Consider the following 23,552-nt stretch of genomic DNA (forward strand, 5'->3'; position numbering starts at 1 on the left):
AACGGTCCTGCCGTCAGCCCTGCCGGCGGCGTCCGCCGGGCCGGGCACGGGCGGAGAAGGCCGCCGCTCCGGTGCGTGTCCCGCCGACCGGGGCCGCACCGGCTCGGGCCGACTGCGACCGCCCGCCCTGGGAACGACCGGAACCGGTCTGCGCCCCCTGGGCCCGGCCCGCACCGGTCTGGGTTTCCGGGGACCGGCCCAGGCTGGTCTGCGCGCCACGGGACCGCCCGGTGCCCGCCTGGCTGCCATGGGACCGGCCGGTGCCGGGCTGTGCCGTCTGGGATCGGGCCCCACCGCTCTTGGCCGGTGCCGACGTGCCGCCGCGACGGCCGCCCCGGTTCGACCGTGGCTCGCGTGCCGACTCGGCGGACTCCACCGGCAGGGCGACCAGCGTCCGCTCCCCCGGGGCGATCTCGCGCAACAGCGCGTCACCCGGACGCAGCCGGGTGGTGGTCGCCCGGATGCCCGCCTTGCGGGTCAGCTCCCGCACCTCGGACGCCTGCTGGTCGGTCATCAACGTGACGACGGTGCCGGCAGCGCCCGCCCGGGCGGTACGCCCCGACCGGTGCAGGTATGCCTTGTGCTCGGCGGGCGGGTCGGCGTGCACCACGAGCGCCACGTCGTCGATGTGGATGCCCCGGGCGGCGATGTCGGTGGCGACGAGCGTCTGCACCTCACCGTCGGAGAACGCCTGGAGATTGCGGGCCCGCGCCCCCTGGGCCAGGTTGCCGTGCAGCTCCACGGACTTCACCCCGGCGGCGACCAGTCGACGGGTGAGCGTCTTGGCTCCCCGCTTGGTCCGGGTGAACACCACGCTGCGCCCCGGCGTGGCGACCAGGTCCACCAGCACGGCGAACCGCTCGTCGGCGAGCACGTGCAGCACGTGGTGCGTCATCGCGGTGACCGGGGACTGCGCCGAGTCGACACTGTGCGTGATCGGGTCGGTGAGGAACCGGCGGACGAGCACGTCCACACCGGCGTCCAGAGTGGCGGAGAAGAGCAGGCGCTGACCGTCGCGTGGGGTCTGGTCCATCAACCGTCGCACGGTGGGCAGGAAGCCGAGGTCGGCCATGTGGTCGGCCTCGTCGAGCACGGTGATCTCGACCGCGTCCAGGTGTGCGTGGCCCGAGTCGACGTGGTCGGCGAGGCGGCCCGGACAGGCCACCACGACGTCGACCCCGGCACGCAGCCCCTTAATCTGCGGGCCGGCGGCCACGCCGCCGAAGACGGTCATCGTGCGCAGCGACAGGGCCTGCGCCAGCGGCGCCATCACGGCGTCGATCTGGGAGGCCAGCTCACGGGTGGGCGCGAGGATCAGCGCCCGGGGACGCCCGGCCCGACGGGGCGCGGGAGTGGCCGCCAGACGGGTCAGCACCGCCAGCACGAAGGCGTAGGTCTTGCCCGAACCGGTGCGGCCACGGCCGAGCACGTCGCGCCCGGCGATCGCGTCGGGCAGCGTCGCCGCCTGGATCGGGAAGGGCCGGTCCACCCCGGTGACGGCGAGGACGCGGGTGAGCGCCTCGGGCACGCCGAGGTCGGCGAAGGTCGAAGTGGTCGAGGAGGTGTTCTGCTGCTGTGGGCGGCGTGCCGCCATGAATGCTCCGAACGTCGAAGAAAGATCCCCGCCCGGCGCTGACCGCTAGTTGGCCGCGGCGCGTGGCCTGGGACATCGAACCGGCCCGCCAGGACAGGGCCGCACGGTCAGTCTACCCCCTGCCGCCCGTCGACGTGTGGGAGCACGATCTGCTCAGGTCGCGACGTCCTGCCACTTGCGCTGGCCGTCCATCCACGCTCCGGCCAGGATTTCCGCCGACCGTAGGCCCGGACAGGGAATGATCTTCGACCCGCCGGCGCCGCCGCCGGCCCGGGCCTCGACCTCCCACGACTCGCCGTCGGTGCGGATGAACACGTCGCGACGACCACGCACGGTGCGGTCGCCGTTCCACCAGTGACGCTCGGTTCTCACCCACAGACCGTACAGCAGAAATCGCCGCGAAAGATGAGATGATCTTGTAACCTGTCGCGACGATCGGGTAAAGGATGCCGAGTCGGCCCAGCGTGCACCGGCTAACGGCTAGTCGGCGAGGAGGATGCGGACCCGGCGGCTGGCCCGGCCCTCGCTCTCGACCATGACCACCCGAACCTGGCCGATCTGTGCCATCGACGCCACGTGGGGCCTTCGGGCCCCCAGGTCACCCGTTCAGGAACTCGGAGATCCGTCCGCGCAGATCGGCGCGGTCCGTCCACAGCACGCCGGGGCGGGCGTACCGGTGCAGGGTGGCATTCGGCAGCACGGCGGCGATTTCCTCGGCCACCTCCACCGGGTGCAGGTCGTCGCCCTCGGCGGCGATCACCAGGGCCGGTGTGGTCACCGCCGCCAGCGCCGTGGCGTCCGGCACCGGCACCTGCCCCGGCAGGTCGGCCAGTCCGGCGGCGAGTCCGTCGCGGAGCAGGTGGTCCAGCCGCTGCCGCAGGTACGCCCAGCCGGCCGGAGTGTTGCGGACGGCCGGCGGCATCTCGGCCGAGACCACCTCGGCCACCGCCGAGGCGTCCCCGACCTCCACCGCCGCGAGCAGCTCGGTCAGCCGGGCGTGGGCCAGCGGCCCACGGGGCCGGTCCAGCGCGGCGGGCAGGAAGAAGACCAACCGGTCGAAGCGGTCCGGGCTCTCCACCAGCAGGCGGCACAGCGCGCCCGCGCCGAGACTGACCCCGAGGGCGCGGGTCGCCGCGCTGAGATCGGCGACGGCGCGCAGGTCACGGGCGAGGTCGAGATAGCTCCACGGGCCGTCCGGCGCGTCCGAGCGACCGTGGCCACGGAACTGGAAGAAGACCTTGCGCCCGTTCACCCCGCTGCCGAACGGGCGGGTGGTGGCGATGCCGCTGCCGAACCCGTGCGCGAACACGGTCACCGGGTCACCGACGCCGGTGACCAGCCGCTCCAGGCGTACGCCGTGCGGGGTGTCGAGCAGTTCGGTCTCCGGGTCCGGCAGCGGCGGGCGACCGGTACGCGGTGCGCCGGGCCCCGGCCCGCAGGTGCGTGGTCCGCCGTCCGGTGGTGGTGGCCAGCGGAAGGCCCTCACCAGGATCCTCTACCGTTGCCCAGTTCACGCAGGCCGACGCGCACGTCGAGCAGGTAGATGAGGGCGGCGGCGACACCGATCAGCCCGAAGATGCTCAGCGTGCTGCGGGTCAGCAGGGTCAGCAGGGTGGTGACCGCCAGGATCGCGATCCACCCGCCCTTCGGCAGGGTGCCGATGGCGGGGAAGGCGTCGGAGCGCTGGGTGACGGAGTGCACGAGTGCCACCCCCTGCACGACCAGTGCGAACACGAACAGGATCAATTCGATCACGTTGCGGACGTCGAAGACGAAGATCGGCGCGGCGTTGGCCATGACGGCAAGCTTATGCTGGCGACCCCGGTTCCGTCCGACAGGACGGTGACCGGGGTCGCGGTGGTCTATGCGTCTGTCGTCGTCACTCGGCGGCGGGGCGGGTCCGCTTCGTGGCCCGGGGCAGCTTCGCCGACGGCGTGGTCCGCTTGGCGGCCGGCTGTCCGGTGCCCGCCTTGGCCCGGGTGGCCTTCTTGGCGACGGCCGGCTTGGCCTCCACGATCTCGGCGACCTCGGCCGGGCTGGGCACCTCGGCCTTCTTGCGCCGCGTCACCGGCGCGGCGTCCGGCGTGATCGCGGTGGGCTCCACCGTGGCCTCGGTGGCGTCGATGTCGGCGTTCACCGTCTCGGCGGCCTCCACCACGCCCGCACCGACAACCCGCTCACCGTGCGCGACCAACGCGCCGTACGCGGCCAGCGCCCGCTCCTGGGCGGCGTGGGCACCGGCGACGACCACGGCGGCGTTGCGGGTCGCCAGCTCGCGCAGCCGGTCGAGGTCGGTGGCCTCACGCAGCTTCTGCACGTCGGCGGCCTCGCGCAGCTTCGCCGGGTCGGCGACCTCGCGCAGCCGGTGGAGGTCGGCGACCGGAGTGGCCTTCTGCCGCAGCGACTCGGCGGTCTGGTTGGCGTTGCGCAGCGCGTCGTTGGCCTTCTGCCGCAGCTCGAACCCGGCGACGACAGCCTTGCCGCCGAGGTCGCTCACGACCCGGCCACCGTCGGTGGCAACCCGGTCACGCAGCTCGCCGACCACCGTCGGCAGTCGGCGCAACTGCTTCAGGGCGAGGTCGCCGGCACCGGCGGCGGCGTAGAGCGGGGCGGGAATGCGGTCGGTCTTCGGCTGGGTCATGACGTCTCCTCCTGAGCCGCGTCGGCGGCCTTGCTGACGACCGTGCGGGCGGTCTTCTTGGCTGGGGTGCGGGTCGGCGCGGGGGCCTGACCGGCCTCCGTCACGGCGACCGATTCGAGGACGGCCTCGGTCGGCGAGCCCTCGGCGGTGGTGGGGCCGGTGGCGGCCAGGTTCGCCAGATCGGGCGAGGTGAGGTCGGGACCGTCGTTCGCGGCGTTCGGCCCGGTGGACACGTCGGTGTCGGCGGTGCCCTCCCGTGCGGCGTCCGCCTCGGCGGTGGCATCGGCGAGCCGGGCGTTCTCCCGGCGGAACGTCTCGTAGATCTGGGTCAGGGACTGCTTCTGGGCCATGGTCAGGTCCTGGTCGACCGCGATGGCCGCCAGCACGCCCTGGCCCTCCTTGTCGTCGAGGAGCCCGGCGCGCAGGTACATCGCCGGGGTGGAGACCCGCAGGGCGCTCGCGAGCTGCTGGAGCACCTCGGCGCTCGGGCGGCGCAGACCCCGCTCTATCTGGCTCAGGTAGGGGTTGCTGACCCCGGCCTGCTCGGCGAGCTGCCGCAGCGAGATCTTCGCGTTCCGCCGCAGGTCACGTATGAACCCGCCGACGTCGGGAAGGTCCTTGGAAGTGGCCATGACCCCACGCTAACCGGCCCTGCTAGCTGCTGCAAGCAAAACGCTAGCCCGAGTTAGCAAGGTCTCAACGGGCAGGTGACCACCGGTCGCACCGTCCCGCCGCGTGCAGGTTTGCGCCCACGCGCGGCCGGTCGTACCGTCTCGCCGTGACCAAGATCGAAGTGAACGGCGCACGGTTGGCGTACGACGAGACGGGCTCCGGATCACCGGTCGTCCTGCTGCACGCCGGCATCGCGGACCGCCGGATGTGGCACGCGCAACTCGACGCGCTCGCCGTCCGGCACCGGGTGATCGCCGTCGACCTGCGTGGCTACGGCGAGTCCGAGTTGCCGGGCACCGCCTTCGCCCACCACCACGACGTGGCCGGCCTGCTCGACGCGCTCGACCTGCCCCGGGCCGCCCTGGTCGGCTGCTCGTTCGGCGGCGCGGTGGCGATCGACACCGCACTGGCATACCCGGCACGGGTCAGCGCACTCGCCCTGCTCGGCACCGCCGTCTCCGGCCACGAGTGGTCCGAGCAGACGAACGACCTGTGGGAGAACCTGGTCGGCGAGGTGGACCCGGAGGACTTCGCCGCCACCGCCGCCGGTGAGGTGCGGTTCTGGGTGGTGGGCCCGGAACGGGACCCGTCGGACGTCGACCCGCACCTGCTGGCGTTCGCCACCGCCATGGACGAACGCGCACTCGCGGCCGAACTGGCGCTCAGCGCGGTGGACATCGCCGAACTGGATCCGCCGGCCACCGGGAGACTCGGCGAGCTGACCATGCCCGTACTGGTCATGGCGGGCGCGGCGGACGTACCCGACATCCGGCATCTGGCCGACCGCATCGCGGCGGAGGCCCCACACGCGGTCCGGCTGCCCGACGTCCCGGACGCCGCCCACCTGCTGCCCCTGGAGCGGCCGACCCCGGTCAACGCCGCCCTGCTCGACTTCCTGCCTTCGCCGTAAGGGTTTGGTGTAAGGAAGGGCCCCCTGCTAACGCCTGCGGTAGAGCACGGGTCCCCTCCTAACATCCACCCCACACATCCACCCCACATCCACCCGGCAGCGGTCGACGGCCGTTGCCGGGGAGCGGGCGTCACCAGAGCGGACGGACGGCACCGACCGGCAGGCCACCACCGAAGAGCGGCACCTCGGCGAACTCCGTCAGCACCGGCGCGTCGACACCGAGCCGACGCAGCGCGGAGACCAGCACCGGCATCCGAGGACGACCAGCGCCGTCGTCGATCTTCAGGGCAACAGCACCGACGCCGGGCAGCGCCGTCGCGATCACGCCCTCCGCGCCCACCTTCGCCAGCAGCCCCGGTACGCCCCGCATCAGCCGGGTGTCGTCGGCCTCCGTACCGCCGACGATCTCCGGGTGCCCGCGCATGGCGTCGGCCACCGTACGCGACGCTGTGCCCTCCTCCGCCGTCACCAGCCGCAGGTACGCCCCGGCCAGCCCGGTCAGCGACGCCGACAGCACCGGCGCGCCGCAGCCGTCCACCCCGACCGCCACGGCCCGCTCGCCGGTCGACTCCTCGACCGCGTCGCGTACCCGCTGCTGGAGCGGGTGCTCCGGACGCCAGTACCCGTCCACCGGCCATCCGGCGGCCCGGCAGGTCAGCACCATCCCGGCGTGCTTGCCGGAACAGTTCATCTGGAGCCGGGTGGGACCGCCGCCGGCCCGCAGCACCGCCTCGCGGGCCTGCTCACCGACTGGCAGGTCCGGCGGGCAGTGCAGCGCGTCCTCGTCCAGACCGGCGGTGGCGAGCAGCCCGGCCACCCGGGCCAGGTGGAACTCCTCCCCCGCGTGGCTGGCCGACACCAGGGCCAGGTCGGCCGACTCGGTCAGCGGCAACCCGGCGCCGATCATCCCGACCGTCTGCATCGGTTTGCTGGCGGAACGCGGGAAGATCGGCGAGGTCACGTCACCTGCGGCGGCGACCACCGCGCCATCGGCGTCGAGCACCACCACCGACCCCCGGTGTACGCCCTCCACGAACCCGGACCGGACCACCTCGGCGAGGGCCACGCAGCCCTCGTACGTCTCTCCCACAACGTGGACGCTACCCACGATGCGGGCAGGACCGACACCGGGGTGAGCAGGTACGCCACCTCCGGGTGTACAGCAACGGTGGGGAGCCTCCCCCTTACATACCGAGCATCTCGCGCGCCTCGGCGGTGGTCATCGGCGGACGCTGCGCGAGCTGGGCGAACCCGACCGCGCGGGCGACGAGCTGCATGTTGGACTCCACCGGCCGCCCCTTGGCGTACGTGACGGTGTCCTCCATGCCGACCCGTAGGTGACCACCGGCCGACAGACTGGCGAGCAGCACCGGAATGCTGGTACGGCCGACGCCGGTCGCCGAGAACGTGGTCCCCTCGGGCAGGTCCCGCAGCATCTGCTGCGCCGCCACCAGGGTCGCCGTGGTGCCCGGCATCCCGCCCGGCACCCCCATCACGAAGTCGACGTGCACATGACCGCCGTGCGGCAGCCCGTACCGGCCGAGCAGCCGCTGCAACGCGGTCAGGTGGCCGAGGTCGAAGATCTCGTACTCGGGCACGACGCCCCGCTCCTGCATCCGGGTGTGCAGGTCGACGATGAACTCCCAGCGGTTGAGGAACACGTCGTCGCCGAAGTTGACCGTGCCCATGGTGCACGAGGCCATGTCCGGTCCCGCCTCCAGCACGGCCAGCCGGTCGGACTCCGGGTCGGTGACCGCCCCACCGGTGGAGAGCTGCACGATCAGGTCGGTGCTCTCCCGCAGCGCCGCCACGGTCTCCCGTAGCCGTCCCGGGTCCAGCGTCGGGCGCGCCTGGCCGTCGCGGATGTGGACGTGGATCACGGAGGCGCCCAGTGCCTCGCACTCCTTGGCGGTGAGCAGCAGCTCGTCCAGGGTCACCGGCAGCGCCGGCACCTCCGTCTTGGCCGACTCCGCGCCGGTGGGGGCAACCGTGATCAACGTCGCTGTCGTCATGCCGGCGATCCTAGAACCCCCGGCCCGACCTCCGGCGCAGGCAGGTGCCGTCAGCGCGAGCGGAGAGCCGCTGGAAGCAGGCAGGTGCCGTCAGCGCGAGCCGGGAGCAGGTGTTAGCAGGGGACCCCTGCTATACCGCAGGCGTTAATAAGGTGCCCTTCCTTACTCCGGGTCGATGGCGGCGGTGCTCTCGCCGACCCGGAGCGTGGCGTCGTCGGCGACCGAGCGCTTCACCACGGCCAGCGCGATCTGGCCCTGCTCGTGGTGGTGCACGGCGGTGCCGACGAAGCCGACCGTCCGGTCGCCCAGCGTGATCGGGGTACCGGCGGCCGGGAGCTGGTCGGTCATCACCCCGTCGAGGTGCAGCAGGACCAGCCGACGCGGCGGGCGCCCCATGTTGTGCACCCGGGCGACCGTCTCCTGCCCCCGGTAGCAGCCCTTGTCCAGGTGTACGGCGGGGGCGATCAGGTCCACCTCGGCGGGGATGGTCCGGTGATCGGTGTCGACGCCGACCCGGGCCCGGTGGGCGGCGACCCGCACCGCCTCGTACGCCCACAGGCCGGCGGGCCGCACACCGCCGTCGCGCAGCCGGTTCACCACCTGCTCCATCGAGGCCCGGGGCACCAGCAGGTCCACCCCGAGCGGCACCCGACGGGCCCATCCGCCGCCGGGCAGCGGCGTGACGTCGTACCGGGCGCTCGGGCGGGCGGGCAGTTCACCGGCGCGGAACTTGGCACCCGGTACGTCGAGCACCTCGGGCTCGGCGAGCGGCGGCACGTCCAGCAGGGCCACCGCGTCGGGTGTCTTCGGCCCGACCAGTGACAGCAGCGCGTACTCGGCGGTGGCGTCGCGGGGCTCGACCCGGCTGAAGAAGCGCATCTTCTCCAGGTAACCCAGCAGGCTCCCGGTGGCGCCGGGCTCGGTGTCCAGCCAGGTGGTGTCGCCGTCCTCGGTCACCATGGCGTGCTGCTCGACGTGCCCGTGCGGGGAGAGCACCAGCAACTCGGTGCCCTGCCAGGGGCCGAGCTGCGCCAGGTGCTGGGTGGTGAGGGTGTGCAGCCAGGAGATCCGCTCCGCGCCCGGCACCGCGACGACGCCCCGGTGCGAGCGGTCCACCAGGCCGACCTCGGTGTCGAGCAGCCGCTGCTCACGCATCGGGTCGCCGTAGTGCGCGGCCACCGACCGTACGCCGGCTGCCGCGTGCGCCGGCTCCGGCTGGTCCCGGCTGGCCTCGTCGATGCTCTCCACGGCCACCGCACCCGCGATGTCGATCATTTCTGGTCCCCGTCCCCGTCTCCGCACCGCTCGCACACGCCGAAGAAGGAGACGTGGCCGATGTCGACCCGGAAGCCCCGCTCGGTCGCCAACTGGTCGGCCAGCGGGCGCAACAGCTCGGGTTCCATCTCGTCGATCGCGCCGCACTCCCGGCAGACCAGGTGGACGTGCTGGTCCTCCCCGGCGGCGTGGTAGGTCGGCGAACCGTGCGACAGATGGGTGTGGGTGACCAGGCCGAGCCGCTCCAGCAGCTCCAGCGTGCGATAGATGGTGGTGATGTTGACACCGGCGGCGACCTCGCGGACCGCCGTGTGCACCTGCTCCGGGGTGGCGTGCCCCAGGTCCAGCACCGCTTGCAGGATCAGCTGCCGCTGCGCCGTCAGCCGCAGCCCACGGGCGCGGAGCAGTTCCGCCAGGGAGGATTCGGACACCCTCCGATCATAGTTCGGAGATGCGCGTGTCTCCGGATGCGGGCGTCGGCACTAGGCTCGGCCGCATGGTGGCGTCGCGGATCGGCGTACTGGGACAGGGCCTGCGACCGCCCGGCGAGCCGCTGCTGCGCGGCGACGATCTCGGGGTCCTGCACGGCGACGGACTGTTCGAGACCATGCATCTGCGCGGCGGTCGGCCGTGGCTACGGCAGGAGCACCTGGCCCGGATGCGGGCCGGCGCGGCCTCCGTCGAGCTGCCCCTGCCTCCCGACGCCGAGCTGGTCGCGCTGCTGGACGACGTCGCCGCCGGTTGGCCGACCGAGGTCGAGGGCGCGCTCCGGCTGGTCTGCACCCGCGGCCCCGAGGGCGGCGGAGGACCCACCGTGTACGCCACCCTCGCCGAGGTGCCGGCGACGGCGCGGCAGGCCCGCCGGGACGGGGTACGGGTGGCCACCCTCCCGCTGGGCGTCCCCGCGCAGGCCCGCCCCGAGCTCGACTGGCTCCCCGCCGGCCTCAAGTCGACCTCGTACCGGGCGAGCACCGCCGCCCGCCGTTGGGCGGCCCGGACCGGCGTCGACGACGTGCTCTGGGTCTCCTCCGACGGGTACGTGCTGGAGGGGCCGACCGCCAACGTGGTCTGGCTGGACGGGGACGTCCTCTGCACGGTGCCGGCCCGCCGGACCGGCATCCTGCCCGGCACCACCGTCGCGTGGCTGCTGGCGCACGCCGCCGAGCTGGGCTGCACGGCCGACGAACGGATGGTCACGCCGGCCGGTCTGCGCACCGCCGACGGCGTCTGGCTCACCTCGTCCGTACGCGGCGCGGTGGCGGTCCGCAGTCTCGACGGCACGCCGCTGCCGGCCGGTACGCGTACCGGGGCGGTGCAGGAACTGCTCGGTTTCCCGCTGCCCTGACGGCTGTCGCCGCAAGCCGACCACCCGACGGCCGACCGCCGAATGCCGGACGGCTCAGCCGGCCACCCGGATCAGGCGTGCCGACAGGTGCGGCGTGAGCGGCTGACCGACCGCCGCCATGTCCTGCGCGTAGAGCAGCGCCCCCTCGACGATGCCGAAGAGCCGGTGCCCGGCCGTCACCTCCTTGGCGGTGGAGGTCCGCACCACGGCGTCGGTGACGAACTCGATCTGCGTACCCTTGCGCCGCCCGACGTGCAGCTCCATCACCCCGGTGGGGACGGTGAGCAGCGCCTCCAGCTCGTCGGTGACCCGGTCACCGTCGAGCACCGGACGCCACCAGCCGACCTCACGCCCGGCCGGGCGCACCGGCTGGCTCTGCTCGTCGAGGATCCACGCCCGCGACTCGTAGTGCAGGAACGGTCGGCCGTCGTGGCTGATCCGGATCTCCTGGGCGAAGTCGAAGTCCTCGATGGTGGGGAAACCGCCCCGGCCGCGTCCCCGCCAGACACCGACGTACGGCAGCAGCCCGTCCAGGCTCGGGTGCAGCTTCGGCCCGACCCGCAGGTCGTGGCTCTCCTCGAAGGGGTACGGCTCGACCGGCGGCGCGTTCAGCCACGGCGGCGGTGCCAGCGGATTGTCGTCCGACGCGCTCAACTATTTTCCTCTCGCTATGAGTACCGCCACGTAGACCAGGCCACCGGCGAGCGCGCCCAGGCCGGCGACCAGCAGGCTGACGAACCCGATCTCGGTGACCATCCGGCTCATCCTATGCTGGGCGGTATGGCCCGCACTCTCGTCGTCAAGGCCACCGCCGGCGCCGACTCGCCGGAGCGTTGCGCCCAGGCGTTCACCGTCGCCGCCACTGCGGCGGCAGCCGGGGTACCCGTCTCGCTCTGGCTCACCGGTGAGTCGACCTGGTTCGCGTTGCCCGGTCACGCACAGAACTTCGAGCTGCCGCACTCGGCGCCCCTGGCCGAGCTGCTGCACGTGATCCTCTCCACCGGCACGGTGACCGCCTGCACCCAGTGCGCCGCCCGCCGGGACATCGGCACGGGTGACGTGATCCCCGGCGTACGGATCGCCGGTGCCGCCGTCTTCGTGGAGGAGACGATGGCCGAGGGTGCACAGGCGCTCGTGTACTGACATCGCCGGCCTGCGCGCCGGAACTGGCCCGACAACTCGGACTAATGCCTACGATTCGGGTGTGACCGAGGCGACCGAGCAGTTCTTCGCGGCCCTGCCGGCCCGGGCCCCGGAGGTACTCCGCGCCCCCGTGGCGGGCACGCTCCGGATCGACCTCTCCGACGGCCACCACACCGAGCACTGGCTGGTCCGGATGCGACCGGGCGCGGCCGAGGTGAGTCAGGGTCCGGAGGCCGCCGACGCCGTCTGGTACTGCGGCGTGCACCTGTTCGACCGGCTGGTCACCGGCCAGTCGCAGAGCATCTCCGCGGTGTTCCGCAACGAGAGCACGTACACCGGGGACGTGGTCCTGTTCCTCGCCTTCCGGCGCTTCTTCCCCCCGCCCCCCGGCACCCGGGACCCGCGCGAGGTGGCCCGCGAGCACGTCAGGCGGACCCGGTGAAAGAACTCGTCAGCATCCTGGACGGCAACACCTTCCTGGTCAGCGACCGGCGCGGCGACATCGAGCCGGCCCTCGACTTCCCCACCGGCCTCTTCTCCTTCGACACCCGGTTCCTCTCCACCTGGCTGCTGCTGCTCGACGGCGAACGGCTGCACGCACTGTCGCTCGACGACTCGGAGTCGCACCGGACCCGCTACTTCCTGGTGCCGGGCGAGCCCACCCACTTCCTGGACGCCAAGGTCTCGGTGATCCGCAGCCGGGCCATCAGCGGCAGCTTCGAGGAGGAGCTGACCGTGCTCAACCACTCCGGGCAGTCGATGATGTTCACCGTCCGGATCGAGATGGGTGCCGACTTCGCGGACCTCTTCGAGATCAAGGACACCCAGCGCAAGCGCGGCGAGCACACCGCCACCCCCGGCGAGAACGCGCTGCGCCTGGACTACCGCCGGGAGGCGTTCCACCGGGAGACGGTGATCAGCAGCAGCGCACCGGCGGAGGTCGACCTGACCGGGATGACCTTCGCGATCGAGATCGGGCCGCACGGCGAGTGGACCACCCGGCTCGCCGTCACCACCACGATCTACGGCGCCCGGGGCGAGGACGTCCGCAGCCAACTCCCCTTCTCCGGTAGCCGGACGACCGCCGTCATCCAGGCCGAGCACGCCGAGTTCATCGCCAAGGCACCGAAGCTGAGCTGCGACTACCAACCGCTGACCGAGGCGTACCGGCGCAGCCTCGACGACCTGGCCGCGCTCCGGTACGAGTCGATCGCGCTCGGCGTTCGACTGCTGGCCACCGGCCTGCCCTGGTTCATGACCCTGTTCGGCCGGGACAGCATCATCACCTCGCTCCAGGTCCTGCCGTTCCAGCCGGAACTGATCCCGCCCACGCTCACGATGCTGGCCGGTCTCCAGGGGCACCGGCTGGACGACTTCCGCGACGAGGAGCCCGGCAAGATCCTGCACGAGCTGCGCTACGGCGAGACCGCCGGCTTCGAGGAGCAGCCGCACTCGCCCTACTACGGCGCCGCCGACTCGACGCCGCTGTTCGTGATCCTGCTCGACGAGTACGAGCGGTGGACCGGCGACGTGGCACTTGTCAAACGGCTGGAACTGGCCGTGAGGGGCGCACTGGCCTGGATCGACACGTACGGCGACCTGCTCGGCACCGGCTACCTCTGGTACCAGACCCGCAACCCGAAGACCGGCCTGGAGAACCAGTGCTGGAAAGACTCGTGGGACGCGATCTCCTACGCCGACGGCCGGCTGCCGAGCTTCCCCCGGGCCACCTGCGAACAGCAGGGCTACGCGTACGACGCCAAGCTGCGCGGCGCCCGGATGGCCCGGCTGTTCTGGAACGACCCGGAGTACGCCGACCGGCTGGAACGGGAGGCCGCCGAGCTGAAGGAACGGTTCAACCGGGACTTCTGGTTGCCCGAGAAGGAGTACTACGCGCTGGCCCTGGACGCCGACGGCACGCCGGTGGATGCGCTCAGTTCCAACATCGGGCACCTGCTCTGGAGCGGCATCGTCGAGGAGTCGAGGGCCCGACGGATCGCCGACCACCTCGTCGGGCCGCGACTCTTCTCCGGCTGGGGTGTCCGCACCCTCGCCGACGACCAGGGGCGGTACAACCCGATCGGCTACCACGTCGGCACGGTCTGGCCCTTCGACAACTCGATCATCGCCTGGGGACTGTGGAAGTACGGCTTCCGCGAGCAGGCCGGGCAGATCTGCGAGTCGATCCTGACGGCGGCGCGCTACTTCGACGGCCGACTGCCGGAGGCGTTCGCCGGGTACGAGCGCGACCTCACCGAGTACCCGGTGCAGTACCCGACCGCGTGCAGCCCGCAGGCCTGGTCGGCGGGGACGCCGTTGATGTTGCTGCGGGTGATGCTCGGGCTCGAACCGCAGGGCGAGCACCTGATCGTCGACCCGCACGTGCCGCAGGGGGTCGGGCGGGTCGAGCTGCTGGACATCCCCGGTCGCTGGGGTCGCGCGGACGCGCTGGGCCGCAGCCGCCGGCGGGACGACGGGAACGGTCAGCCGGTGTAGGAGATCAGCCGGCGCAGCCGGTGGTGGCGGAGAGCACCACCTCGTCCGCGCCGAGGTCGGCGAGGACCGCGACGCCGTCGCGCCGGAAGGCGTACACCTCGTCGGTGTCGACCACCGGCGTGCCGCCGGCCAGCGGCGCGAGCGTGGCCTGCGGCGACGCGGGCAACGCGCCCGCAGCGGACCGGACGGTACGCGCCGACCCCCCGCCCGGACACGGCGCGGCCACCACCTCGTCGGGCTCGGTCGCCGTGCTGCCGAGCGTGCGCAGCGCCTCGGTCAGGGCACCCACCTCGGCTCCGGCGGCGTCCGCTCCCGGCGCGGCGTAGTCGTCGCCGATCATCCGGCACCCGGTGTCCGCGGTCAGCCGGATCCGGCCGTCGGCGACGCCCCGCCCCTGCACGGTGACGAACTCGCCCGCGTCGGCGCGCAACCGGGGTCCCTCGGAGGTGACCCGGACACCGGCCCGCCACGCCGTGGGCAGCCGGTCGGAGATCTCCTGGAGCGCGGCCCGTTCCTCACCCACCGGCACCGCCAGGTCGACGGCGCGGATCAGCTCCGCGCCCTCCGCGAAGGGGGTGATCCGGCAGCCCCGGTCCACCTCGGGAGCGACGAGCGCGGGCACCGCACCCCAGCTCGCCGCCACCAGCTCGCCGATGGCGGCGTCCACCACCGGGCCGGCCTCGGCGAGCGTGCGCTGCTCGCGGACGGTCGGCGGATCGTTCCGGGCGGAGCGCCAGGTGAGACCGGCGAGCAGCACCGCCCAGGCCACGGTCGCCACGATCAGCCAGCGCGGCCACCGGGTGCCGGGGGCCGGCGGCCGGGGACCTGCGGGCGGGAAATACCCCGTCTGGACAGCACCGCTCACCGGGTCATGGTGTCACGCGTGGTGTACCGCCTCGCCGGGGCGCCCGTCGGCGCCCTCCGGCGGCGTGCTCAGCCGGTAGCCCACCCCACGGACCGTCTGCACCTGCGGGCCGCCGGGCAACGCCCGCAGCTTGCGCCGCAACCGCTTCACCGCCGAGTGCAGGATCGCCGTGTCACCGAGGTACGCGCCACCCCAGACGGAGGCGAAGAGCCGCTCGTAGCTCCAGAGCGCGAGCGGCGGGCTCATCAGCCGGGCCAGCAGCTCCCGCTCGGTACGCGTCAGACCCAACGGCACGCCCCGCCAGGTGACCAGGTGCCCGGCCCGGTCCACCACGAGGTCGCCCCAGTTCGTCGGTCGGCCGTTCGACTCGTCGGGCAGCGCGGCGGGCTCGGCCAGCGGAGCCGGGAACATCGCGCGCAACTGCGCGAGGTCACTACAGATCACCACCGGTCCCACGCCGTCCAACCGCTGCATGACCCGTTGTCGCACCGAGGCGTCGGAGCTGACGCAGACCAGGATCGGTATCTCCTCAACGGACACGTTACCTCCCCCGAGAGCACCGTGCTGACCTGCGACTTTCCATTAATCGCCAACGATAGTCACCGATGGAGCCCCCGCCTGAAGACTAACGGTCAGCAACCCGCCCCGTCACTGACCGAGTACTGACCGACGCCGTCCATTGATCACCGACTGTCGGAGCAAGAGCATGACTCTCAGCGGGCGGGCGCTCACCATCAGCCACCCACATCGCCCCGTCCGCTCCGCGACGTCGTAAGCCGGCGCGCGGGTTGTCCGGGCCCCGAACGGATCGGGACCGACGACGTGGGGGAGGAACCTTGTTCACACGACCATCCGCACGGTCATCACGGTGGCGGGCGGTGACGTTGCTGGCCGCCGCCGTACTCGCCGTCACCGCCCAGCCCGCCGTCGCCGCACCGGCCCCACAGCCGACGGCACACCGGGCCGCCGTCGACCAGGGCCTGATCGACCGGTTCGACACCGCGTCGACCGCGACGTTCCTGGTGTACCTGCGCGAGACCGCCACACTGGCCGACGCCGCCCGGCTGCGTGACGCCGACCGCCGGGCGGACGAGGTGCACCGGCTGCTGACCGGCACCGCCAGCCGTACCCAACACGACCTGCGGGCGATGCTCGACGAGCGCAAGGTGCCGCACACCGCGTACTGGATCGCCAACGCGATCCGGGTCGAGGGCGACAAGGCGCTGCTGGACGAGATCGCCCGGCGGCCCGAGGTGGCCCGGATCTCCCCCAGCCGCAGCTACCCGCTGGTCCGGCCGACCGCCACCGACACCACCCGGGCCCGCACCACGGCCGTCGAGTGGGGCCTGACCAACATCGGCGCGCCCCGGGTCTGGGACGAGTTCGGCGACCGTGGCGAGGGCGTCGTGGTCGCCAACATCGACAGCGGCGTGCGCTACGACCACCCCGCGCTGGTCGGCTCCTACCGGGGCAACCTCGGCGACGGCTTCGACCACGCGTACAACTGGTTCGACCCGACCGGCGTCTGCGCGGGCACCGCGCCCTGCGACAACAACGACCACGGCACGCACACCATGGGCACCATGGTCGGCGACGACGGCGCCGGCAACCAGATCGGCGTGGCCCCGGGAGCCCGGTGGATCGCCGCCAAGGGCTGCGGCACGAACAGCTGCGCGGACGCCTCGTTGCTCGCCGCCGGGCAGTGGGTGCTCGCGCCGACCGACGCCGCCGGGCAGAACCCCCGACCGGACCTGCGCCCCGACATCGTCAACAACTCCTGGGGCGGCGACGGGGGCGACCCGTGGTACCAGCAGACCGTCGCGGCCTGGCGGGCCGCCGGCATGTTCCCGGTCTTCTCCTCCGGTAACGACGGACCGGCCTGCGGCAGCGCCGGCTCTCCCGGCGACAACGCCGACTCGTACGCGGTCGGCGCGTACGACGTGAACAACGCCATCGCCGACTTTTCCGGCCGGGGCTTCGGCACCGACCTGATCAAGCCGAACATCGCCGCACCCGGCAGCAACGTGCGGTCCAGCGTCCGCAACGGCGGGTACGCCTCGTTCAGCGGCACCTCGATGGCCGCCCCGCACGTGGCCGGGACGATCGCGCTGGTCTGGGCGGCGGCACCGAGCCTGCGCGGCGACGTGGCCGGCACCGAGGAACTGCTCGACCGCACCGCCCGGGACGTCGACGCCACCACCTGCGGCGGCACCCCGGCCGACAACAACGTCTTCGGCGAGGGACGTCTGGACGCGTACGCGGCGGTGCGGGACGCCCCGCGCGGCCCGGTGGGCCGGGTCAGCGGCATCGTCACCGACGCGGCCGACGACGACCCGGTGGCCGGAGCCACGGTGACCGACGGCACCCGCAGCGCCACCACCGGCACCGACGGCCGGTACGCGTTGAACGTGCCGGCCGGCGAGACCCGCCTGACCGTCAGCGCCTACGGCTACGCCGGTCAGTCGGCGACCGTCACGGTGGCCGAGGGCGGGGCCGTCACCCGGAACTTCGCGCTGGCGGCCACCCCGACGGTCACGGTCAGCGGCAAGGTCACCGACGGTTCCGGACACGGCTGGCCGCTGTACGCGAAGGTCGAGGTGGCCGGACGGCCCGGCGGGCCGGTCTTCACCGACCCGGTCACCGGTCGCTACTCGTTCACCGCACCGGGCGACACCACGTACCGGCTCACCGTCACGGCCCGCTACCCGAGCTACCGCACGGTGACCCGGGAGGTGCCGGTCGGCGGCGCGGCCACCACGGTCGACGTGGCCGTTCCGGTCGATGCCGGGTGCACCGCCGCCGGTTACACCGGACGGTTCGGGACCCCGCTGCTGACCCAGAGCTTCGACGGCACCGGCACCCCGGCCGGCTGGCGGGTCGACAACCGCACCGCCTCCGGTGGCTGGACCTTCACCGACGCCCGGTCGCGCGGCAACCTGACCGGTGGTGCCGGCGGGTTCGCCATCGTCGACAGTGACGCCCTCGGCAGTGGCAACAGCCAGGACACCGACCTGGTCACCCCGCCGCTGGACTTCTCCGGCACCGCCGCACCGGTGCTGCGTTTCCGCAGCGACTGGCGGGCCGTCGGGATCTCCGACACCGCGGACGTCGACGTCTCCGTCGACTCCGGCGCCACCTGGACCACCGTCTGGCACCAGACCACCAGCCGGCGTGGCCCCCGCGTCGAGGAGGTGGCACTGACCCAGGCCGCGAACGCCGCCTCGGCCCTGGTCCGCTTCCGGTTCAAGGGCACCTTCGCCTGGTGGTGGCAGGTGGACGACGTGGAGGTCGTCAACCGCGAGTGCACGCCGGTGCCCGGTGGACTGGTCGTCGGCACCACCACCGACCGCAACACCGGGGCACCCGTGGACGGGGTGACCGTGGTCAGCGACGACCGGCCGCAGGACCGGGCCGTGTCGGCGGCGACCCCGGAGGACACCGCCGAGCCGGACGGCTTCTACTGGCTCTTCTCCGGTCTGACCGGCGCCCACCCGTTCACCGCCAGTCGTCCGCCGTACCAACCGGCCACCAAGCAGGTCACGGTCGAGGCCGACCGGGTCAAGCGGGCCGACTTCGCCCTCGGCGCCGGGCGGCTCACGGTCAGCCCCGCGTCCGTCGTGGCGCACCAGCCCTACAACAGCACCCGGACCACCAAGCTGACCGTCCGCAACACCGGCAGCGCGCCGGCCGCCGTCGAGCTGCTGGAACGCACCGGCGCGTTCGAGCTGCTCCGCCAGTCCGGCGCACCGCTGCGGGAACAGAAGATGAAGGGCATCAGCAAGGCCCACACCGGAGTCGCGTACGGCGGGGCGGCACCCGAGGTGCGTACCACGGCCGACGACGCGTGGAGCCCGATCGCCAAGCTGCCGGCCGCCATCTACGACAACGCCGCCGCGTGGCTGGGCGGAAAGATCTACTCCGTCGGTGGTGGCGGTGACACCGGCACCGAGCGGCGGGCCTGGGCGTACGACCCGGGTGCCGACGCCTGGACCGCCCTGCCGGACCTGCCGGTGGCGCGCTCCAAGCCGGTCGCGGCAGCGGTCAACGGCAAGCTGTACGTGTTCGGGGGCTGGGGCGCGGACGACCGTCCGGTGGCCACCGTCGACGTCTTCGACCCGGTCGCCGGCACCTGGAGCACCGTGCCGGGGGCGACGAACCCGGCACCGACCGCAGCGGCCGGTGGGGCGGTGGTCGACGGGAAGGTCTACCTGGTGGGCGGCTGTGCCGACGCCACCTGCACGGACTCCGACCGACTGGTGGTCTTCGACCCGGCGACCGGCACGTTCGGCACCCGGGCGGCCTACCCGCACCCGGTGTCCTGGCTGGCCTGCGGTGGGCTCGGCGAGACGGTGCACTGCGCCGGTGGCACCGGCAGCACCGAGTACACCGACGCCTACCGGTACGACCTGACGGCCGACGCGTGGAGCCCGCTGCCGAGCATGCCGACCGAGCTGTGGGGCTCCCAGTACGCGGCAGCCGGCGGGATGCTCGTGCTGGCCGGTGGCGTGACGGCCGGTTCGACGGCGGTCAGCAACCGCACCATCGCCTACGACCCCGCCACCGGGGCCTGGCGTGACCTGCCCAACGCCCAGTTCGGCCGGTACCGGGGCGCCGCCGCCTGCGGCGCGTACAAGATCGGTGGTTCGCCCAGTTCCTTCGTGGGCTCGGCGGACAGCGAGCTGCTCGGTGGTCTGGAGCAGTGTGCCGCCGCAGCGGACGTGCCCTGGCTGTCCAGCTCGCCGGCGACCTTCACGCTGGCACCGGGCGCGTCCCGGACGGTGACGGTGACGCTCACCGCCACGGCGGCGGCCGGACTGCAACAGCCGGGACGGTACGACGCCGAACTGGTGGTCGCCTCGGACACCCCGTACCCGGTGACACCGGTGTCGGTGGAGATGAACGTCTCGCCGCCGTCGAGCTGGGGCAAGGTCCGGGGCACCGTCACCGGCACCACCTGCGGTGGGGTGACGGTGACGGTGGCGGCGACCGTCCGGGTGAACCTGATCTCGGCCGGCACCGGCACGACGTTGACCTCCGGCGCCGACGGCACGTACGCCTGGTGGCTGCCGAAGGGCCGGTACGAGGTGATCGTGGCCAAGGACGGCTGGGTGCCGCAGGTCAAGCGGCACCAGATCGAGGCGGGCATCGTCGGCTCCCTCGACTTCGCCCTTGATCCGGCATCCACCTGCACCAGAGCGACCGGTATCTGACGCACTACCCCTGGTGGCCGCCGGTTCGTCACGAACCGGCGGCCATCGCCGCCCTGTCCGCCCGGAATACAGGTCAGGGCTTGCGAAGCCAGGTGCTCGGACGGTCACGACAACACCCTTGCCCTGCCGCCTGTCGATCATTTCGAGCGCCTCAAGGCGAGCAGAAGCGCGGGGAACCCGGGCGGTTGAGAACCGGGCGAAGGCAGCCGAGTCAATGCCAGCCGGACGCATGAACGCCGGACCAATGGCGGTAGCCGGACCAATGGCGGCACGCCGGACCATGGCGGCAGGGCGCGTGACCGTCGGACGAATGACCGGCGGGCGCATCGCGGTCGGGCGGACGAAACCGGACTGCGGCATGACGCCTGAACCGTTCTCGCCGTCAGCTCGAAAGGACCCGACCCGACAGGGTGCGCACCCGCCACCCACCGCCGCCGTCCACCCACCGCCGCCGTCCAGCCACCGGGCGGCGTCCAGCCCTGTCGCGCGTCAGACCACCCGACTGTTTCTCCTGGTCATCGGCGTTTCCGACCGACCGGAGGGCCATCCGGCCGTCGGCCGAACGGACGAAAGCGATCACCGCTCTTGGCGACCAGCGGTCCGTCACTTAGCGTTAGCAGCACGCCTCAACGCGAGCGGCGTTCACATCCCCTCCCGCCTGCGGATTGGCTGTCATGCTGGAAGTCCTCCTGGCCTCGACCATCACTGTGAGTGCCGTCGCGCTGCTGCTGATCGTCGGGTCTTTCGGCTACGGCTTCGTCCGCCCCGAGGTGGCCTACCGGCCGCGTCACGCGCTCCGGTCGCCGCGCTACGGCCCGGTACGCCCGGACCAGGTGGCCGTCCTGATCGCCTGCCGTAACGGCGCCGCGACCATCGCCGAGACGGTACGCGCGGCACGCGCCACCGGCAGCGACGTGTACCTCGTCTCCGACGCCTCGACCGACGACACCGCTCACCTCGCCGAGTCCGTCGGCGCCCGGGTGCTGGCCCTGGCCCGCAACGTCGGCAAGCCGGCCGCCCTGCACGCCGGATACGTCGAGTTCGGTCTCGGTACGCACTACCGCGCGGTCGCCATCCTCGACGACGACGTGGTGGTCGCGCCGGACTTCGTCAGCGCCGCCCTGGCCGAGCTGACCGAGGAGGTCGGCATCGCGGTGGGCCACAACGTCACGTGGTGGCCGCCGGAACGGCGGTGGAACCCGTGGCTGGCCAAGCGCGCCTACAGCTACTGGATGTATCAGGCGGTGATCCGCCGGATCCAGAGCCACTTCAACGTCATGAACTGCATCTCCGGCTCGAACTCGGTGTACCGCACCGAACTGCTGGACGCCGTGCTGCCGCAGCAGCCGCCCTACATCGTCGACGACACGTACTGGGTGCTGGAGACGCACCGGCGCCACCTCGGCCGGGTGGTGTACGCGCCGCGCGCACTGGCACACCTCCAGGACCCGACCACGCTGCCCGACTGGTACCGGCAGAACCTGCGCTGGATGTGGGGCACCTTCCAGGGCGTCATCGGGCACCGGGTGGGTCGGCACACGAGCCGCTTCGACTTCGCGTACCTGCTGCTGATGCTGCACTGGGTGCTCTATGTGGCCGGCGCCCCGATGACCCTCTGGCTGCTCGCCACCGCCGGTCCGGGGCTGTTGGCCGGGCTGGGGCTCATGCTGGCCGGGCAGAGCCTCTGGGTCGGGCTGGCCGCCTGGCGGCTCCGGCGCCCCCGCCTACCGCTGTTCCTCCCCGTGATCGTCTTCGCCGACCTGCTGTACCGGGTGATCCTGGTGCACGCCCTGGTGAAGGCGATCCGACAGCCGACGGTCGACCGGTGCGTCTGGGATTCCCCGGCGCGCATGGCGGTCGGCGTGAAGGGCTGAGGGAGGTGACAACATGTCCGCGAACCAGGACCTCCCGCTGACCGGCGCCTCCACCGCCACCGTCGGCCTGCTCGGCAGCATCCTGCTGGGGCTCGGCGCCCTGCTGGTGACCGCCGCCAAGTGGGGCGCCAAGGCCCGCCGCAAGGTCGGCTGACGTACCGCGTCGCGGAAGGGCGCAGACGGCTCGTGGCCCGGGTCCCCCGGTGGTATGGGGGACCCGGGCCACGAGGCCGATCAGAGCGTGGGTCAGTCGGTGACCGTGACGGTCACCTCGTTGACGCCCCGTCCGGCGGTGACGGCGGTGTCGCCGTTGCCGTGCCGGGACAGCGCCCGCAGGGTCCAGTTGCCGGGAGCGGCGAAGAACCGGAACTGACCGGCCGGAGAGGTCACCACCTCGGCGGTGAACTCGCCGGTCGAGTCGAGCAGCCGGACGTAGGCACCCGGCACCGGCTCACCCTCGGTGGAGCGGACGAGGCCGGTGATGACCGTCTCCTTCTCCAGGTCGATGCTGGCCGGCAACGGCGCGGCCTGATCCGGTGCGGCGCAACCGGCGGCGGTCGGTGCGGTCATCTCAGGCCTCCCCGGGCTCGTCGCCGAGCGCCACCGGCACGCCGACCAGCGAGCCGTACTCGGTCCAGGATCCGTCGTAGTTCTTCACGTTGCGGTGGCCGAGCAGCTCCTGGAGCACGAACCAGGTGTGCGAGGAGCGCTCGCCGATCCGGCAGTACGCGATGGTCTCCTTGCCGTCGTCCAGCCCGGCCTCGCCGTAGATCTTGCGCAGCTCGTCGTCGGACTTGAAGGTGCCGTCCTCGTTGGCCGCCTTCGACCACGGCACGCTGATCGCGGTGGGGATGTGGCCACCCCGCTGGGCCTGCTCCTGCGGCAGGTGGGCGGGGGCGAGCAGGCGACCGGCGAACTCGTCGGGGCTGCGCACGTCGACCAGGTTCTTGGTGCCGATCGCGGCGACGACCTCGTCGCGGAAGGCCCGGATGCTGTTGTCCGGCTCCTGCGCGACGTACTGGGTCGCCGAGCGGGTCACCTCGTCCCGGACCAGCGGACGGCCGTCCAGCTCCCACTTCTTGCGACCGCCGTCGAGCAGCTTGACGTCGCCGTGGCCGTAGAGCTTGAAGTACCAGTACGCGTACGCGGCGAACCAGTTGTTGTTGCCGCCGTACAGGACCACGACGTCGTCGTTGCCGACGCCACGCTCGGAGAGCAGCGCCTCGAACTGGGCCTTGTTGACGAAGTCCCGGCGGACCGGGTCCTGCAGGTCGGTCTTCCAGTCGAGCTTGATCGCACCGGCGATGTGACCGGTGTGGTAGGCCGAGGTGTCCTCGTCGACCTCGACGAAGACGACGCCCGGGGCGTCGAGGTTCTTCTCGGCCCACTCGGCCGAGACGAGTGCGGTGTCGCGACTCATCAGATCACTCCCTGGTGAGGATGGATGGTGAGCCAGCGCGCGGAATTCGCTGTGATGAAGGAGTCGCACCACGCGCGGGACCCATAGCTAGGAAC

Annotated in this window: 24 protein-coding genes; 8 read left to right on the top strand and 16 right to left on the bottom strand. The window is 72.5% G+C overall.

Annotation, left to right across the window (positions count from 1 at the left end):
* Positions 1-13 precede the first annotated feature (13 nt).
* The 6 genes from HUT12_RS29600 to HUT12_RS29630 form a co-directional block, all read right to left on the bottom strand.
* Positions 14-1,594 (bottom strand): DEAD/DEAH box helicase, encoded by a 1,581-nt coding sequence (locus tag HUT12_RS29600; protein ID WP_176095344.1) that lies wholly within the window; start codon positions 1,592-1,594, stop codon positions 14-16.
* 153 nt (positions 1,595-1,747) lie between these two features.
* Positions 1,748-1,966: a hypothetical protein gene (locus HUT12_RS29605; protein WP_117229133.1), complete on the bottom strand. Its 219-nt coding sequence runs from the start codon at positions 1,964-1,966 to the stop codon at positions 1,748-1,750.
* 226 nt (positions 1,967-2,192) lie between these two features.
* Positions 2,193-3,080, bottom strand: a complete 888-nt coding sequence (locus HUT12_RS29615) for an alpha/beta fold hydrolase (RefSeq protein WP_131051526.1) — start codon at positions 3,078-3,080, stop codon at positions 2,193-2,195.
* A complete protein-coding gene (locus HUT12_RS29620; RefSeq protein WP_176095345.1) occupies positions 3,077-3,391 on the bottom strand; it encodes a DUF2516 family protein in 315 nt (104 codons plus the stop codon). Before HUT12_RS29620 ends, HUT12_RS29615 begins: the two co-directional genes overlap by 4 nt.
* Positions 3,392-3,473: 82 nt before the next feature.
* Positions 3,474-4,235: a hypothetical protein gene (locus HUT12_RS29625; protein ID WP_176095346.1), complete on the bottom strand. Its 762-nt coding sequence runs from the start codon at positions 4,233-4,235 to the stop codon at positions 3,474-3,476.
* Positions 4,232-4,867 (bottom strand): helix-turn-helix domain-containing protein, encoded by a 636-nt coding sequence (locus HUT12_RS29630; RefSeq protein WP_176095347.1) that lies wholly within the window; start codon positions 4,865-4,867, stop codon positions 4,232-4,234. Before HUT12_RS29630 ends, HUT12_RS29625 begins: the two co-directional genes overlap by 4 nt.
* Positions 4,868-5,013: 146 nt before the next feature.
* Between HUT12_RS29630 and HUT12_RS29635 the strand changes: the two genes are divergently transcribed.
* Positions 5,014-5,817 (top strand): alpha/beta fold hydrolase, encoded by an 804-nt coding sequence (locus HUT12_RS29635; protein ID WP_176095348.1) that lies wholly within the window; start codon positions 5,014-5,016, stop codon positions 5,815-5,817.
* Positions 5,818-5,947: 130 nt separating this feature from the next.
* Here HUT12_RS29635 and HUT12_RS29640 read toward each other — a convergent pair whose 3' ends face one another.
* The 4 genes from HUT12_RS29640 to HUT12_RS29655 all read right to left on the bottom strand — a co-directional run bounded on the left by HUT12_RS29640 (position 5,948) and on the right by HUT12_RS29655 (position 9,535).
* Positions 5,948-6,928, bottom strand: coding sequence for an asparaginase (locus tag HUT12_RS29640; protein ID WP_176096032.1), 981 nt, complete (start codon positions 6,926-6,928; stop codon positions 5,948-5,950).
* 73 nt (positions 6,929-7,001) lie between these two features.
* Entirely contained in the window at positions 7,002-7,829 is an 828-nt protein-coding gene (locus HUT12_RS29645) for a 3-keto-5-aminohexanoate cleavage protein (RefSeq protein ID WP_131051520.1), read from the bottom strand.
* Between the two features lie 162 nt (positions 7,830-7,991).
* On the bottom strand, positions 7,992-9,104 hold the full coding sequence (locus HUT12_RS29650) for a folate-binding protein YgfZ (RefSeq protein WP_131051519.1): 1,113 nt from the start codon (positions 9,102-9,104) through the stop codon (positions 7,992-7,994).
* Positions 9,101-9,535 carry a Fur family transcriptional regulator gene (locus tag HUT12_RS29655; protein WP_131051518.1) on the bottom strand — a complete coding sequence of 145 codons (435 nt, stop codon included), beginning with the start codon at positions 9,533-9,535 and terminating at the stop codon, positions 9,101-9,103. Before HUT12_RS29655 ends, HUT12_RS29650 begins: the two co-directional genes overlap by 4 nt.
* A 65-nt stretch (positions 9,536-9,600) precedes the next feature.
* On the opposite strand from HUT12_RS29655, the gene HUT12_RS29660 reads away from it, so the two are divergent.
* Positions 9,601-10,449 (top strand): aminotransferase class IV, encoded by an 849-nt coding sequence (locus HUT12_RS29660; protein ID WP_176095349.1) that lies wholly within the window; start codon positions 9,601-9,603, stop codon positions 10,447-10,449.
* Between the two features lie 54 nt (positions 10,450-10,503).
* Here HUT12_RS29660 and HUT12_RS29665 read toward each other — a convergent pair whose 3' ends face one another.
* Positions 10,504-11,103: an FABP family protein gene (locus HUT12_RS29665; RefSeq protein ID WP_131051516.1), complete on the bottom strand. Its 600-nt coding sequence runs from the start codon at positions 11,101-11,103 to the stop codon at positions 10,504-10,506.
* Positions 11,104-11,205 carry a small membrane protein MtfM gene (mtfM, locus tag HUT12_RS33290; protein WP_303393507.1) on the bottom strand — a complete coding sequence of 34 codons (102 nt, stop codon included), beginning with the start codon at positions 11,203-11,205 and terminating at the stop codon, positions 11,104-11,106.
* A gap of 12 nt (positions 11,206-11,217) precedes the next feature.
* Here mtfM and HUT12_RS29670 point away from each other — a divergent pair, with 12 nt between their 5' ends.
* The 3 genes from HUT12_RS29670 (at position 11,218) to HUT12_RS29680 (ending at position 14,088) form a co-directional block, all read left to right on the top strand.
* Positions 11,218-11,592, top strand: coding sequence for a DsrE family protein (locus HUT12_RS29670; protein ID WP_131051515.1), 375 nt, complete (start codon positions 11,218-11,220; stop codon positions 11,590-11,592).
* A gap of 61 nt (positions 11,593-11,653) precedes the next feature.
* Positions 11,654-12,034, top strand: a complete 381-nt coding sequence (locus tag HUT12_RS29675; RefSeq protein WP_131051514.1) for an SCP2 sterol-binding domain-containing protein — start codon at positions 11,654-11,656, stop codon at positions 12,032-12,034.
* Positions 12,031-14,088 (top strand): amylo-alpha-1,6-glucosidase, encoded by a 2,058-nt coding sequence (locus tag HUT12_RS29680; protein ID WP_176095350.1) that lies wholly within the window; start codon positions 12,031-12,033, stop codon positions 14,086-14,088. The genes HUT12_RS29675 and HUT12_RS29680 overlap by 4 nt, the downstream gene beginning before the upstream one ends.
* Before the next feature lie 4 nt (positions 14,089-14,092).
* On the opposite strand, the gene HUT12_RS29685 is transcribed toward HUT12_RS29680, so the two are convergent.
* Both HUT12_RS29685 and HUT12_RS29690 read right to left on the bottom strand, forming a co-directional pair.
* Positions 14,093-14,953: a hypothetical protein gene (locus tag HUT12_RS29685; RefSeq protein WP_176095351.1), complete on the bottom strand. Its 861-nt coding sequence runs from the start codon at positions 14,951-14,953 to the stop codon at positions 14,093-14,095.
* Between the two features lie 12 nt (positions 14,954-14,965).
* Positions 14,966-15,493 (bottom strand): winged helix-turn-helix domain-containing protein, encoded by a 528-nt coding sequence (locus HUT12_RS29690; RefSeq protein ID WP_131052725.1) that lies wholly within the window; start codon positions 15,491-15,493, stop codon positions 14,966-14,968.
* 296 nt (positions 15,494-15,789) lie between these two features.
* Here HUT12_RS29690 and HUT12_RS29695 point away from each other — a divergent pair, with 296 nt between their 5' ends.
* From HUT12_RS29695 to HUT12_RS29705, 3 genes are all read left to right on the top strand, one after another.
* Entirely contained in the window at positions 15,790-20,163 is a 4,374-nt protein-coding gene (locus tag HUT12_RS29695; RefSeq protein WP_176095352.1) for a S8 family serine peptidase, read from the top strand.
* Positions 20,164-20,837: 674 nt separating this feature from the next.
* The gene (locus HUT12_RS29700) at positions 20,838-22,037 is read left to right on the top strand and encodes a glycosyltransferase family 2 protein (protein ID WP_254876992.1); all 1,200 of its coding nucleotides are present in this window, start codon (positions 20,838-20,840) and stop codon (positions 22,035-22,037) included.
* Positions 22,038-22,050: 13 nt separating this feature from the next.
* A complete protein-coding gene (locus HUT12_RS29705) occupies positions 22,051-22,191 on the top strand; it encodes a hypothetical protein (protein ID WP_162854347.1) in 141 nt (46 codons plus the stop codon).
* A 92-nt stretch (positions 22,192-22,283) separates the two neighbouring features.
* Here the strand turns inward: HUT12_RS29705 and HUT12_RS29710 are convergent, their stop codons facing one another.
* Both HUT12_RS29710 and HUT12_RS29715 read right to left on the bottom strand, forming a co-directional pair.
* Complete coding sequence (locus tag HUT12_RS29710) at positions 22,284-22,607, bottom strand: DUF1416 domain-containing protein (RefSeq protein ID WP_131052727.1); 324 nt, start codon at positions 22,605-22,607, stop codon at positions 22,284-22,286.
* 1 nt (position 22,608) lies between these two features.
* Positions 22,609-23,457, bottom strand: coding sequence for a sulfurtransferase (locus HUT12_RS29715; protein ID WP_176095353.1), 849 nt, complete (start codon positions 23,455-23,457; stop codon positions 22,609-22,611).
* Positions 23,458-23,552: the final 95 nt, after the last annotated feature.

This window comes from Verrucosispora sp. NA02020, from assembly GCF_013364215.1.
Lineage (GTDB): Bacteria > Actinomycetota > Actinomycetes > Mycobacteriales > Micromonosporaceae > Micromonospora.

What these genes read in the sequence shown, in the direction of transcription:
- HUT12_RS29600 (WP_176095344.1), bottom strand. Translation starts at nt 1,594, where the DNA reads ATGGCGGCACGCCGCCCACAGCAGCAGAACACCTCCTCGACCACTTCG.
- HUT12_RS29620 (WP_176095345.1), bottom strand. Translation starts at nt 3,391, where the DNA reads ATGGCCAACGCCGCGCCGATCTTCGTCTTCGACGTCCGCAACGTGATC.
- HUT12_RS29625 (WP_176095346.1), bottom strand. Translation starts at nt 4,235, where the DNA reads ATGACCCAGCCGAAGACCGACCGCATTCCCGCCCCGCTCTACGCCGCC.
- HUT12_RS29630 (WP_176095347.1), bottom strand. Translation starts at nt 4,867, where the DNA reads ATGGCCACTTCCAAGGACCTTCCCGACGTCGGCGGGTTCATACGTGAC.
- HUT12_RS29645 (WP_131051520.1), bottom strand. Translation starts at nt 7,829, where the DNA reads ATGACGACAGCGACGTTGATCACGGTTGCCCCCACCGGCGCGGAGTCG.
- HUT12_RS29650 (WP_131051519.1), bottom strand. Translation starts at nt 9,104, where the DNA reads ATGATCGACATCGCGGGTGCGGTGGCCGTGGAGAGCATCGACGAGGCC.
- HUT12_RS29660 (WP_176095349.1), top strand. Translation starts at nt 9,601, where the DNA reads ATGGTGGCGTCGCGGATCGGCGTACTGGGACAGGGCCTGCGACCGCCC.
- mtfM (WP_303393507.1), bottom strand. Translation starts at nt 11,205, where the DNA reads ATGGTCACCGAGATCGGGTTCGTCAGCCTGCTGGTCGCCGGCCTGGGC.
- HUT12_RS29670 (WP_131051515.1), top strand. Translation starts at nt 11,218, where the DNA reads ATGCTGGGCGGTATGGCCCGCACTCTCGTCGTCAAGGCCACCGCCGGC.
- HUT12_RS29700 (WP_254876992.1), top strand. Translation starts at nt 20,838, where the DNA reads ATGCTGGAAGTCCTCCTGGCCTCGACCATCACTGTGAGTGCCGTCGCG.
- HUT12_RS29705 (WP_162854347.1), top strand. Translation starts at nt 22,051, where the DNA reads ATGTCCGCGAACCAGGACCTCCCGCTGACCGGCGCCTCCACCGCCACC.
- HUT12_RS29710 (WP_131052727.1), bottom strand. Translation starts at nt 22,607, where the DNA reads ATGACCGCACCGACCGCCGCCGGTTGCGCCGCACCGGATCAGGCCGCG.
- HUT12_RS29715 (WP_176095353.1), bottom strand. Translation starts at nt 23,457, where the DNA reads ATGAGTCGCGACACCGCACTCGTCTCGGCCGAGTGGGCCGAGAAGAAC.